The sequence below is a fragment of the Pelosinus propionicus DSM 13327 genome, from assembly GCF_900114615.1.
In the GTDB taxonomy this organism is placed as follows: Bacteria; Bacillota; Negativicutes; order DSM-13327; family DSM-13327; genus Pelosinus; species Pelosinus propionicus.
Genome location: NZ_FOTS01000010.1, coordinates 53824 through 67828, shown reverse-complemented (window position 1 = coordinate 67828; position 14005 = coordinate 53824). Strand labels below are relative to the sequence as shown.

Sequence of the window (14005 nt, the reverse complement as noted above, 5' to 3'; positions counted from 1 at the left end):
TGATGAATAGAAAAATTGGACAAGTATTCTTAATCGCTGTGATTGGAGCGCTGATTGGCGGCGGCCTAGTATTAGGCTATGGCGGCAGATTTATATCGAAATCCACACCGCAAAATAGGACGCCGATTCAAAGTTTACTACAGGAACCTGCAGCGCAAGCACAAGTATCTGAAGCACGTAATACGCCTTTGGTAAGAGCCGCACAAACTGTTGGTCCAGCAGTAGTGGGGATTACGAATAAAGCTTATGCTCGAAACTCTTTTAACCGTAAAGAACTTGTAGAGCAAGGTGTAGGTTCAGGAGTAATTTTTGATGCCAATGGATATATTGCCACCAATAATCATGTTGTAGAAAATGCTCAGGAAATTACAGTGTCCCTAGCGGATGGTCGGGTGCTTGCTGGACGAGTATTGGGAGCTGATCCTGCTACTGATCTAGCAGTCGTAAAAGTAGATACTACGGGTTTACCCGCAGCTGTCTTGGGGGATTCAGATAGTCTATTAGTTGGTGAACCAGCGCTTGCCATTGGTAACCCTCTTGGCTTGGAATTCAAGGGGAGTGTGACTGCTGGTGTTATCAGTGCGCTGAATCGCTCTATTGAGATTGGCGAACGAAAATTTAAACTGATTCAAACAGATGCGGCTATTAATCCTGGAAATTCGGGTGGAGCATTGGTAAATGCTGATGGTCTAGTCGTTGGAATTAACAGTGCAAAAATATCAGTTGCAGGTGTGGAAGGTATTGGTTTTTCCATTCCGGTTAATACTGCCAGACCTATCTTGCAATCTCTTATTGAAAAAGGACGTGTGGTAAGAGCTTATCTTGGGGTAGGTATACTTGATCGCAATACAGCTGCTGCTTATGGATATGAGCTCGCCATTGATAAAGGCGTCTATTTACTGCAGATTGCAAAAGGAGGACCAGCAGCTAAGGCTGGTCTTAGGGAAGGTGATGTTATATTGAAGATAGGAGACACTGAAGTGAATAGCGTGGCTGATCTAAGAGGAGCAGTGGATGGCCAGGCAATTGGCAATACGATTAGTGTGACAATTCTTCGTAAAGGCAATCAACAGACTGTAAATGTACTTTTAGAAGAAATGCCGACTCAGCAGTGATGAAAATTACAATTATTGCTGTTGGCAAAATCAAAGAAAAGTATCTGACCATGGGTATTGCTGAATTCGTCAAGCGTCTTACACCCTATTGTCGTTTGTCGATTATAGAAGTTGATGAAGAACGTATGCCTGAACATCCTTCTGATGCTGAGAAAACAAAAGTACTGCTCAAGGAAGGAGAGCGCATGCTAAGATACGTGAAAGAAAGCAGCCACCTCATCGTTCTTGACGTCATTGGCAAGCAAGCGTCTTCAGAAGAGCTTGCAGAAAGAATAAGTGCTTTAGGCGTCTCTGGGAAAAGTGATATTACCTTCATCATCGGAGGTGCCTTTGGTCTTTCTCCCGACTTATTAAAAGCTGCAAAAGAAAGATTATCTTTCTCTAAAATGACATTCACTCACCAAATGATACGGTTGCTGTTAGTAGAACAGATCTATCGGGCATTTAAGATTAATCGGGGAGAACCGTATCATTGGTAATGGCAGCAATGGCCTGGATATTTATGAATGAAGATCAGGTTATTTTTAAGAGAGAAATAAGGAAGCAGGGTATTAGTGAAAAATGGCAGGAAGGCAGTAAAGATTGTGGAATATAGAACATGTAATCAATAGAATCGTCACCTTGGGACGGTGTGAGTGTTGGTGCGGAGGGGGATTTTTTTGGCAGAGGATAAGAAAAAGCAAGAATTTCTTGTGACAAAAGATAGCTTGATTGTAGGTGGTAAGAAGTATCCAAAAGAACAGCCACCACCAGAAGTTGTGCAAGACTTGGCGAAAGCGATTCAGGCAATGCTGAAAAAAGATTTACATTAAATAATGGGAAAAGGGATGTCTTTTCACATTGATATTTCTAAATACGAATTTACCGTTACCAGTGATATGCAGAACCATATCACTGGTAACGGTAAAAAGGCTTCAATTCAACTATGGATTGAAGCCTTTTATAATTTTTTTGCATAATTATTAGAGTGAAGAAATGATATTGATATAATTGGCCTAAGGCTGGGTACTACTAATAATATAATGAAGAAAAAAGACTAGATTGATTAGGGAAGATCCTTGAGAAAACACATTCCGAAGATGAAGTTGTCGGGAGAATCAGGAAACGGTATATAGATTATTTATTACGCCATAACTGATCAGCAAAACCAGACAGAGAAGCTTTTGTATCTTCAGTCAGCGCAGTCAGTGGTGCTTTGCAGTTCTCTTGCATACCCAAACCTAACTCTGCCATAGCCCATTTCATTACAGGATTGAATGGTGTATAGACTTCGTAAAAACGCATTTTTTCATCGATCGATCGTTGAGACTTTACAATTTGATTCAAATCTTCCTTGCGAAGAGATTCTACGACTTCAGCACATAGAGATGGATATACATTCGATAACGCACCGATGCAACCGTCGCCGCCAGAAATAACCGATGGAATGCAATTATTATCGTATCCAGTATAAACAATGAAATCTGGATACTTAGATTTTACAAGCTGAATATATTTCTGTGTATGCCGAAGCATGGCATGCGTATCTTTCATGCCTTCTAGATGCTTATGCTTAGCTAGTAGGCGCAAAAAGGTGTCGACGGTAACATCATAACCAGTACGGTCTTCATAATTGTAGATATAAAGTGGCCCGTTTACATCGGTTAATAGATTGTCATAATAGTTAAAAACATCTTCCTGGTTGCAGGCACTATAATATGGACCTACTACGAGTACTGACGTTGCACCGGCTGCTAAAGCCAAATTTGATAAATCCACCGTTTCCTTGTATGCCATACGTCCTGTACCTGCCATTACAATTGCTCGATTGCCAATATATGAAATCGCATCTAAGATAAATTCTTTAATCTCTTCATACGTAAAAGCATAGAACTCGCCCGAACTCCCTCCGACCAAAATTCCATCAATTCCTGCATTAATCAACGTGTCGTACAGCTTATGCATCGTCTCATAATCTACCGTTCCATCTGCATTGATGGATGTTAAAATTGGACTAATGTAATTACACTTCATTTCAAATTCCTCCTATATTATATAAATAATAACGGTTAAATTTGTCTCCGGGTTGTTATCGATTTCGCTGTTTACTTTTTTGATCTGCTAAAACCTTCTTTCCAGCTTCAATAACTTCGATGATTTTATCCACATCATAGACACACCCTCTCCATATTCCGCCACTAATAGACTGAAGTTCTGCCCACAATTTAGTATCATCAGGTAAGGCCGGATTTGGCTGTAATCCTAAATGGATCTCGCGCTTTTTTAATACTTCAGCAGCCTCATCATAGGAAAGTCGATTTTCTTCCGTTCCAATGAAGTTAAGTGAGCCTTCAAACTGATTTCCATCAACAATAATCTCTATTAAATCCCCATCTCGCAATTTTCCCAGTGGTCCGCCAGCCAATGCTTCAGGTCCTACGTGTCCAAAACACGCTCCTGTAGAAACACCAGAAAAACGAGCATCTGTAATCAAAGAAACGTGTTTGCCAAAAGATAGTTTTTTCAATGCTGAAGTCAATTGGTAGGTTTCCTCCATGCCGGTTCCTTTAGGACCTCCACCCATAACAATCATAATATCGCCTGATTGTATTTTTTTATTTTTTATTGCTGCAATTGCTGACGTTTCGGATATAAACACTTTAGCCTTTCCAGTGTGTCTAAAAACGCCATCTTCATCAATAACCGTTGGATCAATGGCTGTAGATTTGACAACCGATCCCTCTGGAGCAATGTTTCCAACAGGAAATGTAACCGTAGATGTTAACCCTCTCTCCTTAGCTTTGGTAGGAGTCATAATTACATCGTCAGGATTTATCCCATCTAATGATTCTAATCGCTCCCTGCATTTTTGACGTCTCGCCGATTTTTCCCACCAATCTAAGTTAGCTCCTAATGTATCACCCGTAACTGTCATAACATCTTCATGCAGCAAACCTAGTTCTCTTAAACGAAGCATCACTTCTGGAACTCCACCAGCTAAAAAAACACTTACTGTTGGATAGTTAACCGGGCCAATTGGCATGACACTGACTAAACGAGGAACTTTTTTATTAACGGCAGCCCAGTCATCTACTGTAGGCACCCTACAATTTGCTGAAAAAGCAATAGCTGGCAAATGAAGAAGTAAATTTGTCGAGCCGCCAAATGCCGCATGTAGAACCATTGCATTTTCAATTGCCTTATCAGTAATAATATCCTTTGTTGTAATACCCTTTTCTTTTAATTCCATTACAGCTCTAGCAGACTGTCTTGCAATTTCTTCCCAAATTGGCTGACCCGAAGGCGCTAAAGCGGAATGTGTAATTGCGAGCCCCAATGATTCCGCTATGACCTGGGAAGTCCCTGCCGTTCCGAAAAATTGACATCCGCCGCCAGCAGATGCACAAGCACTGCAACCTACTCTTGCCGCTTCATCAAAAGAAATTTCATTACTGGCAAACCGAACCCCGATTGTCTGAACCGTTCCAGCATCTTCACCTTTTACAGGTTGAAGCGTTGCACCTCCTGGGACAAGAACAGTCGGAAAATCATGCATTGATGACAATGCCATCATCATTGCTGGCAATCCCTTATCGCAAGTAGCAATACCCATTACTACTTTTCTTGTTGGAAGAGACCGTGCCAATCGTCTCAGCACGATTGCAGCATCATTGCGATAAGGCAATGAGTCAAACATGCCCGTTGTTCCTTGGCTTCTCCCGTCACAAGGATCGGTAACACATGCTGCATATGGTATGGCACCATGGCGTGCTAGTTCATCAGCGGCTGCACGCATCTGCAAACCTAATTCAAAGTGGCCTGTATGTAGCCCCACAGCTATGGTGCTGCCGTCTTCACCACGGATTCCTCCTTGAGTGCTTAAAATAAGTACGTCATCATCATTAAGCCTTTCCGGATTCCAGCCCATACCAGCATTTAGAGTCATTCCAAAAATATGTCCACTTGGTGATTTTCTTAAGAACTCTTCCGTAAAAGGCAGCTTTCCTTTCGGTCCCTCAGCATGAGTGAAAATGTCATATAAAGATACATCTTTTACATCATAAATTGAGTTCATTGACATAAACAGTTCCTCCTTAGAATTTCATTGCATTGAAAAATGACAAAAATCTAAAGGATGAGATTTATTTTTCTGCGAAACACCCCTCATTGTATCAATTTCAATAAAATCACCGTAATTATGCGCATATTTTATTCTTATATACGAACTTAATTCTATTATCGGAATTATTAATTTGATAATAACACAGTTATGCAATTATTCGCAATCATTTTTCATTCGTCCAATTAGGTTAAGCAAGTAATTTGCAATTCATATTTCAGTAGACAATCTTTTTTAAAATCAATAAAATAGTAATGATATAAATTTTATTACTATAAGGAGTATTTATGTCTCATAAACCTACAGAACGAGTATTAAATATATTAAATCTTTTATCTATAAATGTAGAAGGATTAACTCTTACCGAAATATCCAAGGCTATCTCGGTTCCCAAGAGTACACTGTATCCTATTTTACAAACGATGACTAATATGAATTATATCCAACTGGATACGGGGTCTCTTCGTTATAAATTAGGAATCTCTACTTTCTGCATTGGATCTTCTTATTCTCAAGATGAATACATGCTTGAATTTACCAAGTCGATCATGAAAAATATCGTTGCTGAAATTAAAGAAATCTGTCAAATGGGAGTTTTGGAAGGAAACAATGTTCTATACGTCTTAAAAGAGGAACCTGAAGTAGGCTTGGATATTCGCATCATCTCTCGTGTCGGAAAGCGAATTCCTGCATATTGCACCGCATTAGGAAAAGCTTTGTTAAGCAACTATGACATTGAAGAAGTTAAAAAATTATATCCAAAAGGCTTGATTCCTTATACGGAAAATACAATCACAGATTTCGATATTTTAAATAATGAATTATTAACCATTCGAAAAGAGCATATTGCTAAGGAACACGAAGAAATTACCAAAGGGTTATGGTGCTATGCAGTGCCTTTAGAGTCCAACGGCACTATTATTGCTGCCCTCAGCGTTAGTATTCCAAATTTTCGAGCGACAAAAGAAAAGTTGAATTTAATAACCGAATTGTTATTAGATGCCCGCAGACAGTTCGGTAATGTTAATTTCAAGTAAAAGAGAAACTGTGTTGAATCATGAGAAGGTCTTTACTTGAATACGATTAGAATAATTCGCCGTCTGTGTAATGTGTAGAACCGTACCACTTATAATGTTGAGAAATGGCTATTAATAAACCTTGCTAATATAGCAGATTTACAATAAAATATATCACAATAACAAAAAGAAAATGATATGTAAATTAATAGGAGGATGTACATAGTGAAGGTATCTTCGAAAAATTATTATCTAATACTAGTTCTTATTTTGATGACAGGTTTACTTTCTGGTTGCACAGATAGTGCAAGCAAAGATATTAAAATCGGCATGGTATATGAGTTAACAGGAAACACTGCGTCTTATGGTACTTCAGCCGCAGATGGTGCAAAATTAGCCTTTAAAGAAATAAATGCGAATGGTGGAGTTTTAGGAAAACAAATTAAAATAGTTACAGCAGATAATAAAGGTGAGCCTTCTGAATCTGCTAATGCTATGACGAAACTTATTACCCAGGACAGAGTGATCGCTGTGACTGGTTTTACCGTTAGTTCCTGTGGAATTGCTGGTTCAGCTGTTGCTGAAGATAATAAGATTCCCCTTGTAGCTGCAGCTACTGTCAACCCAAGAGTAACAGTTGACGAAAAAACTGGTAAGGTGAAGGATTACACATTTCGGGCCTGTTTTATTGACTCTTTCCAAGGTACAGTAAGTGCCAATTTTGCTTTAAACAGCCTGAAAAAATCAAATAGCGCTATTATGATTGATAATTCCAGCGACTATAGTAAAGGGCTAGCGCAGATCTTTAAAGATGTATTTACAAAAGGAGGGGGCCGAGTCGTTGCAGAAGAGGCATACCTCCAAAAAGACCAGGATTTTAAAGCTATCTTGACTAAGATCAAGGCGCAAAACCCAGAACTAATATATCTTCCTGGTTATTATGATGATGTAGGTAAGATTATCAAACAGGCTCGTGAACTAGGTATTACGGCACCGATTCTTGGTGGTGATGCTTGGGATTCACCTAGATTAGTTGAACTCGGCGGAGCACAAGCTTTGAATGATACGTATTTTACTAATTTTTATTCCGTACAAGATACCAATCCGGCATCTCAAGCATTTGTTGAAGCATACAAGAAAGAGTATGGCCAACCGCCCGATTCTATGGCTGCTATGGGATATGACGCTGTTTATTTGCTGGTTGATGCAATCAAGCGGGCTAATAGTGAAGAGTCTGCTAAAATACGTGAGGCACTGGCTGCAACGAAAGATTTTAAAAGTGTAAGCGGAAATATGAATCTGAGCTCTACTCATGATGCCATAAGAGGTGTAGTCATTATCGAAATGAAAGATGGCAAGCAAGTTTATAAAGAAACGATAAAGCCATAGACTATGTAGTGTAAAAAAGCAAATATAAATATTAGAAAAGAATTAAGCTAGTGAAAGTCAGCAATGAGCAGATTGTGTTCTTTTTGGAAATTTCATAAGAAATAGCCTAATAAATCTTCCAGGGGCAATACAGTGAACATATATTGTATAAACCAACGTGGCACAACACATATCAAGCTTTATATGAAATGTACCTAATGTCCAGCGCCTTTTAAATTAAGTAATACTACACCAATAATGATGAATACCATACCAGCAAAAGTATAAATATTCATTGATTCCTTCCAAACAAATAAAGCTACTAGGGATGTCAATGCTGTTCCTAGTCCTGACCAAATGGCATAAGCGATGCTTAGTGGGATTTGAATCAATGCTTGTGAGAGTGCATAGAATGAAGCTCCCATGACTACGACAAATAAAATACTAGGTATGATCTTTGTGAAGCCTGCAGAGGCCTTCATCATTGAGGTTGCAAAAATTTCACAAATGATAGCTGCTGCTAATAATACGTATCCATTCATTTTGTATCCTCCAATGTAAATAATAAAGCGGTCATTATGCTTTAGTATAGCTTTAACTATGCTATTTGATGCGTTACTTACAATATAAACGATACAGCAGCTGAATAGTCAAGAAGAATGGAACTGACATTAGGAGTGTGCGTCTAAAAATTACAGCCCAAGGAAGAGGGGCTAATCCACGATCTTCCACTTATCCAGGTAAAAACGCCTTTTGTCAAAAAATCAATATAACCAGTGAATTTTTTTAAAAAAATTTCACTGGTTATATTGAGAAAAATTAAGAATTGCGTCATTTCAATAAAATTGAAATTTTAGCTTCACAATAGTAAGAGTCTTCAACTGCTGCCGTGTCATCCAGGATATTTTCCAGATAGGCGCTTCCGGTGAATACGAGTCCGTGACTATTTGCATAGTCTGTGAGTTGTTGAAGGGTTGGGTCCATATCCGTCCAAGATCCTCTGTAATAGCCAACAAGGTAACGGCCTGCAGGCTTATACGTCCAATTCACATCTTCGCTGTTAGTTTCATCGATATGATAAAAGCAATTGGTCAACTGACTGAAATCTCCCTGCTGCATTTTTTCGGCATCCATCATATAGCCAAGGGGGTATCCATTGTAGGTTCGTGTATGATAGCAGTCACGCATAAATTTCAGCGTAACTTTCATTACTTGCTCCATTGATATTTCGGAAGTTGGTTCACTGGTTACGATTGCTTGGGCTTTGGATTCAATCATTTCAATTTTAGAGTAATCCATTTCCAGTTTTGCTTCCATCCTGCTGATCTTATTCTGTACAACCCTTTGCAGCCACATAAGCTCGGCAATTTCTTGCTCGAGCATTTGACTTTGATTATACAGCAGTGTACTAGTCTTTTGTGGAGTACAATGTGCCAAATGCTTTTTGATTTCTTCCAATGGAAGCCGGAGTTTGCGCAATAACTGAATCACATCAAAAATAACGCTTTGTCCATATGTATAATAGCGATAGCCGTTTTTTTTCACAATAGCCGGCTTAAATAAATCAATGCTGTCATAATACATTAAGGTACGTTTGTTAACACCGTACAGAGCAGCAAATTGGCCAGTTGTAAATTCTTTCTGAAAAAAATCATTCATGATGTAACTTCCTTTTTTTCTTGACTATACAGTTACTGTATAGTTTATTATAAATCAATAGCTCTAAAACAGTCAATTTTACGTAATTAAGATGGGATCATAGGACGCGGTGGCGCAGCGAACAATGCTGTAATACCGTTATACATGAGGGGGGAGAATTGTGCTTTCAGCAAAAGGCAGAAAGAGCTGCTGCGTAGGATTAGGCGCTATAATGATTGGTTTGATCATTACGGGATGTGGCAGTACGAAGACGATGGTACAGGAAAAAGCAGTGCCGGTTAAAGCAATAAAGGTTATCCAGCAGGATGTAACGAGATCGAATGAATATGCAGGACAGGTACAAGGGAAAAATGAAGTGAAGATACAGGCGCGTGTATCAGGCAATATTGTGGAGAAAATGGTATCCGGCGGTGACGTGGTTAAAAAGGGGCAGCCCTTGTTTCGCATCGACAGTATTCAATATGAAAGTGCATTGCTTTCTGCCCAAGCGCAGCTGGTACAAGCTGAGGCCAATTGGGAAAATTCACGGATTGATACGGAAAGGTATCAAAATCTGCTGAATGCGGCAGCTATTTCGGAACAGAGGCTGACTACTCAGAAAGCGACTGAGAGGCAGAATGAAGCTGTTGCGGCATCTTACCGTGCATTAGTAAAAAAAGCCCAGGATGATGTAAACAGTACTTTAGTTGTTTCGCCAGTTGATGGCCGTATTGATGTAAATGATGTCAGTGTGGGAACCTATGTGCAGGCAGGCAGTACTACATTAGTGACAATGGGTGCTTTAGACTCGGTATTTGTGCAATTTAACATGAGCGAAAATGAATACCTTAGCTTGCGGCAGGTTTCGCAGAATCATATTGCCAACAGCGGCTGGGGTGATGATGTTATGATTACATTAAGTAATGGTGCAGTATATCCGATAAAGGGGAAAGTAACACAGGCAGATCGAGGCTTGTCTAACAATAGCGGAACGCTGACGTTAAAAGCTTCCTTCGCGAATCCTGATGGGATATTAATCCCAGGGATGTTTGCTAGAATTAAAATCCCTGGCATACCAGAGAAAAATGCAATACTGGTTCCTCAAAGGGCTGTGCAGCAGATTTTGGATAAATCCCTCGTCACGATCGTCAATGCCGAAAATATAGCAGAGCCGCGGTCGGTGATTCTGGGAGAAAAAGTGGGCAGTTATTACCTTGTAAAAGAAGGGTTAACCGCAAATGACACAGTTGTTGTCGAAGGACTGACAAAGGTTCAGGAGGGAATGGCACTTGACGTGACTATTGTCACTCCCGATGAATTGGAGCTATCAATTAACTCCTAGGAGGTGTACATAATCGTGGCAAGATTTTTTATTGAGCGTCCAATTTTTGCAATTGTTCTTTCCATTATGATTGTGGTAGCAGGAATGATTGCCGGGCTGAATCTTCCCATCGCTCAGTACCCGCAAATTCAGCCGCCGACAGTATCCGTGTCGGCAGCCTATATTGGTGCAAACGCTGAGGTCGTGAATCAGACGGTAGCCCAAGTGCTGGAAGAGCAGGTGAATGGTGTTCAGGGCATGAACTACATGAGCTCAAATTCCGATGATTCGGGTGCCTATAGTCTGGAAGTTGTATTTGATCTAGGTATCGATGGAGACATCGCTGCCGTAAAGGTACAGAACAGTGTCGCCCAGGCCAATGCCAATTTGCCGGCAGAAGTAACCGCGGCTGGCATTACCACCAGAAAAGCATCTTCTGACATGGCTATGATGCTGAGTTTTTATTCTCCCAAGGGAACCTATGACAGTGTATTTTTAACTAATTATTTTAATGTCTACTTAAAAGATGCTGTTAAACGGGTCAATGGTGTAGGCGATGTGATGATTCTAGGAGCAGATTTTTCCCGGCGTATCTGGATTAACCCGGATCGCATGGCGGAACTGGAGTTAACAGTCTCTGATGTGATTGAGGCTATCAAGGAACAGAATGTCCAGGCGCCAGCCGGTACAATTGGTGCCATGCCTGTACCGAAAAAGCAGGAATTTCAATATACAGCGAAAGTGCAAGGGCGCTTGGCAAGTATTGCTGATTTTGAAAATATTATCGTGAAGGCTCAGCCGAATGGCTCCTTTGTGTATCTGAAGGATATTGCACGAGTCGAGAATGCCGGAAAAGAATTGAATTACTCCTCAAAACAGGATGGGACCAATGCGGTTGCCGTGGGCATTCAGCTTACCAGCGATGCGAATGCAATGAATACCATTGCAGGAGTAAAAAAAGCTGTGGCAGCAGCAGCAGAAAGTTTTCCGCCGGATATGAAATATAAACCTGTCTTTGATAATACGAATTTTATCTCTGAATCTATGCACGAAGTAGTTAAAACCTTCTTGGAAGCGATGACTCTCGTAATGATTATAGTATTTCTTTTTCTGCAAAGCTGGCGGGCAACGCTCATTCCTATGCTGGCAGTTCCTGTATCTTTGATTGGTACATTTGGTGCCTTTGTGCTCCTTGGATTTTCGATTAATACCTTGACGCTGTTTGCTATGGTATTAGCGATAGGACTGGTTGTCGACGATGCTATTGTCGTTATTGAAGCCGTGGAGCATCACATCCGCTATAATAGGCTGACACCAGTGGAGGCCACAAAACGAGCAATGGACGAAGTGTCCGGACCCGTTATTGCCATTGCGTTTGTATTGGCGGCCGTATTTGTTCCGGTTGCCTTCATCGGCGGCATGGTGGGGATTCTCTATCGCCAGTTTGCCTTGACGATCGCGGTGTCGATGGCTTTGTCTGCTCTAGTCGCTTTATCCTTGACCCCGGCACTGTGTGCGCTTTTATTAAAACCTTACAAAGAACAGGCAAAGGATAATGCTCTCGGCAAATTTTTTGGAAAATTTAACGACTGGTTTGACCGAACCACCAGTGCGTATAGTGAGACGGTGAAATCATTAATTTCCAAGGCGAAATATTGTTGTATCTTCTTGTTAATCATTGTAGTGGGGACGGTATACCTATATAAAATTGTCCCGACGACGTTTGTACCGGATGAAGATCAAGGTTTTTTTGCGGTATCAGTCAATTTGCCGGAAGGTGCGAGTATGAATAGGACACAGGTCATAACCGATCAGGTGGCTAAAGAAATTAGAGAACAAGCAGGTGTAGAACAGGTCATTGCGATTGTGGGTTTTGATCTTTTGTCAAATGCTGCTAAATCAAATACGGCAGTCCTATTTGTTGGGCTCGAACCGTGGAGTAGCCGAAAAAGCCCTGAAACCCAGATTGATTCTATCATTGGTCAGGTTCAGAGCAAAGCGGACCTGTTCCCGGAAGCTTCAATTATGGCCTTTAATATGCCTTCCTTGCCAGGGCTGGGTATGGTCGGCGGTTTCACTATGGTATTGCAGGATATGACTGGTCACAGCAAAGAAGAATTGGATGGGATTACGAAAGAATTTGTGCTTGCAGCCAATCAAATTCCGGAAGTGAGTGCAGTATACTCTACTTATAAAAGCGATTCTCCCGGATATGAATTTGAAGTTGACCGTGAAAAGATTAAAACTCTAGGAATTGCATTAAATGAGGTATTTACGGCGCTGCAGGTTAATTTTGGCGGTACCCAGGTGAATGATTTCAACCAATTTAACCGTACCTATAAAGTGGTTATGCAGGCCGATACAATGTTCCGCAATGAAGCGGACATGACGCGCTTTATTTATGTCCGATCTTCGAATGGCTCTATGATTCCGTTAAATACCTTGATAAAGCCGAAGCTAACTACCGGACCATCCATTATTTCCCGTTTCAATGCTGCCCGCAGCATTCAGATTAATGGCTCGGTAGGAGAAAACTATAGTTCAGGGCAAGCCCTTGCTGTCATGGAGAAACTGGCCAAAGAAAAACTGCCTTCCGGTTTTAGCGTGGAATGGTCAGGGCAAAGCCGGGAAGAAAAGAAAGCCGGCAGCACAACGATGCAGATTCTGGCATTGGCTTTAGTATTTGTCTTTTTATGCCTGGCAGCGCTGTATGAGAGCTGGAGCATTCCGTATGCTGTCATGCTTTCTGTGCCAACCGGAATTTTTGGGGCATTATTATCTCAATATGCTATGAATCTGCAAAACAGCGTGTATATGCAGATCGGAGTGATTATGCTAATTGGTTTAGCCGCTAAGAATGCGATTTTGATCGTTGAATTTGCGAAAGTCAGGGTAGATAAGGGGATGGACCCAGTGCAAGCTGCTATTGAAGCTGCGGCATTACGTCTCCGCCCGATCCTCATGACGTCTTTTGCCTTTATTATCGGGTGCCTGCCGCTGGCGGTGGCAAGTGGTGCCGGTGCCGGCGCGAGAAAGGCGATGGGAACTGCAGTTGTTGGCGGTATGACCGTTGCCACGGCTCTTGGTATTTTCCTTATTCCAGTCTTGTTTGTTGCTGTGGAATGGATTGTGGCTAAACTCCATGGGAAGAAAAAGCAAGTCTGTTAAGACATATATACTGTTTAAAGAGCAATGTCCTTGATCCTTCTTGTGAGGTATCAAGGACATTGCTTTGTATACAGTTCCAATACGTAGACACGGAAAAAATATGTTTTACCTAAAGGCACTGCATCACTGGTAGCTTTTATGCATCGCTTTGTGCCATGTTATAGCAAAATATATCAATTAGCAATGCAAATGTTACTAATAACTGATATATCTTATGTCTCTTTTCATTTTGTCGGCAAAACTGTTAGCTTCAACGTAGCAAAATCAAGAGATTGAAAAA

The 14005-nt window shown here is 40.8% G+C and carries 12 protein-coding genes; 8 read left to right on the top strand and 4 right to left on the bottom strand.

Going from position 1 to position 14005, the window contains the following annotated elements; translation table 11 throughout:
• Positions 1-2: 2 nt before the first annotated feature.
• The 4 genes from BMZ99_RS06970 to BMZ99_RS26705 all read left to right on the top strand — a co-directional run bounded on the left by BMZ99_RS06970 (position 3) and on the right by BMZ99_RS26705 (position 2074).
• A complete protein-coding gene (locus BMZ99_RS06970; protein WP_090934436.1) occupies positions 3-1115 on the top strand; it encodes a S1C family serine protease in 1113 nt (370 codons plus the stop codon).
• Positions 1115-1594, top strand: a complete 480-nt coding sequence (rlmH, locus tag BMZ99_RS06965; protein ID WP_090934433.1) for a 23S rRNA (pseudouridine(1915)-N(3))-methyltransferase RlmH — start codon at positions 1115-1117, stop codon at positions 1592-1594. Before BMZ99_RS06970 ends, rlmH begins: the two co-directional genes overlap by 1 nt.
• A gap of 180 nt (positions 1595-1774) precedes the next feature.
• On the top strand, positions 1775-1927 hold the full coding sequence (locus BMZ99_RS26240) for a hypothetical protein (RefSeq protein WP_175490494.1): 153 nt from the start codon (positions 1775-1777) through the stop codon (positions 1925-1927).
• Positions 1928-1930: 3 nt separating this feature from the next.
• Positions 1931-2074: a hypothetical protein gene (locus tag BMZ99_RS26705; protein WP_217645060.1), complete on the top strand. Its 144-nt coding sequence runs from the start codon at positions 1931-1933 to the stop codon at positions 2072-2074.
• Between the two features lie 157 nt (positions 2075-2231).
• Here the strand turns inward: BMZ99_RS26705 and BMZ99_RS06960 are convergent, their stop codons facing one another.
• Both BMZ99_RS06960 and BMZ99_RS06955 read right to left on the bottom strand, forming a co-directional pair.
• On the bottom strand, positions 2232-3128 hold the full coding sequence (locus BMZ99_RS06960) for a dihydrodipicolinate synthase family protein (RefSeq protein WP_090934430.1): 897 nt from the start codon (positions 3126-3128) through the stop codon (positions 2232-2234).
• Positions 3129-3183: 55 nt separating this feature from the next.
• Positions 3184-5175, bottom strand: coding sequence for a YjhG/YagF family D-xylonate dehydratase (locus tag BMZ99_RS06955; RefSeq protein ID WP_090934426.1), 1992 nt, complete (start codon positions 5173-5175; stop codon positions 3184-3186).
• A gap of 326 nt (positions 5176-5501) precedes the next feature.
• Between BMZ99_RS06955 and BMZ99_RS06950 the strand changes: the two genes are divergently transcribed.
• Both BMZ99_RS06950 and BMZ99_RS06945 read left to right on the top strand, forming a co-directional pair.
• Positions 5502-6251: an IclR family transcriptional regulator gene (locus BMZ99_RS06950; RefSeq protein WP_090934423.1), complete on the top strand. Its 750-nt coding sequence runs from the start codon at positions 5502-5504 to the stop codon at positions 6249-6251.
• A 252-nt stretch (positions 6252-6503) separates the two neighbouring features.
• Positions 6504-7619: an ABC transporter substrate-binding protein gene (locus tag BMZ99_RS06945; RefSeq protein WP_245754871.1), complete on the top strand. Its 1116-nt coding sequence runs from the start codon at positions 6504-6506 to the stop codon at positions 7617-7619.
• 194 nt (positions 7620-7813) lie between these two features.
• Here the strand turns inward: BMZ99_RS06945 and BMZ99_RS06940 are convergent, their stop codons facing one another.
• Positions 7814-8140 (bottom strand): DMT family transporter, encoded by a 327-nt coding sequence (locus BMZ99_RS06940; RefSeq protein WP_090934417.1) that lies wholly within the window; start codon positions 8138-8140, stop codon positions 7814-7816.
• A gap of 289 nt (positions 8141-8429) precedes the next feature.
• Entirely contained in the window at positions 8430-9257 is an 828-nt protein-coding gene (locus BMZ99_RS06935) for a MerR family transcriptional regulator (protein WP_090934413.1), read from the bottom strand.
• 160 nt (positions 9258-9417) lie between these two features.
• Between BMZ99_RS06935 and BMZ99_RS06930 the strand changes: the two genes are divergently transcribed.
• The gene (locus BMZ99_RS06930; protein WP_090934410.1) at positions 9418-10578 is read left to right on the top strand and encodes an efflux RND transporter periplasmic adaptor subunit; all 1161 of its coding nucleotides are present in this window, start codon (positions 9418-9420) and stop codon (positions 10576-10578) included.
• 15 nt (positions 10579-10593) lie between these two features.
• A complete protein-coding gene (locus BMZ99_RS06925) occupies positions 10594-13725 on the top strand; it encodes an efflux RND transporter permease subunit (protein WP_090934407.1) in 3132 nt (1043 codons plus the stop codon).
• The last annotated feature ends 280 nt before the right edge of the window (positions 13726-14005 follow it).

What these genes read in the sequence shown, in the direction of transcription:
- BMZ99_RS06935 (WP_090934413.1), bottom strand. Translation starts at nt 9,257, where the DNA reads ATGAATGATTTTTTTCAGAAAGAATTTACAACTGGCCAATTTGCTGCT.
- BMZ99_RS06955 (WP_090934426.1), bottom strand. Translation starts at nt 5,175, where the DNA reads ATGTCAATGAACTCAATTTATGATGTAAAAGATGTATCTTTATATGAC.
- BMZ99_RS06945 (WP_245754871.1), top strand. Translation starts at nt 6,504, where the DNA reads ATGACAGGTTTACTTTCTGGTTGCACAGATAGTGCAAGCAAAGATATT.
- BMZ99_RS06950 (WP_090934423.1), top strand. Translation starts at nt 5,502, where the DNA reads ATGTCTCATAAACCTACAGAACGAGTATTAAATATATTAAATCTTTTA.
- BMZ99_RS26705 (WP_217645060.1), top strand. Translation starts at nt 1,931, where the DNA reads ATGGGAAAAGGGATGTCTTTTCACATTGATATTTCTAAATACGAATTT.
- rlmH (WP_090934433.1), top strand. Translation starts at nt 1,115, where the DNA reads ATGAAAATTACAATTATTGCTGTTGGCAAAATCAAAGAAAAGTATCTG.
- BMZ99_RS06970 (WP_090934436.1), top strand. Translation starts at nt 3, where the DNA reads ATGAATAGAAAAATTGGACAAGTATTCTTAATCGCTGTGATTGGAGCG.
- BMZ99_RS06960 (WP_090934430.1), bottom strand. Translation starts at nt 3,128, where the DNA reads ATGAAGTGTAATTACATTAGTCCAATTTTAACATCCATCAATGCAGAT.
- BMZ99_RS06940 (WP_090934417.1), bottom strand. Translation starts at nt 8,140, where the DNA reads ATGAATGGATACGTATTATTAGCAGCAGCTATCATTTGTGAAATTTTT.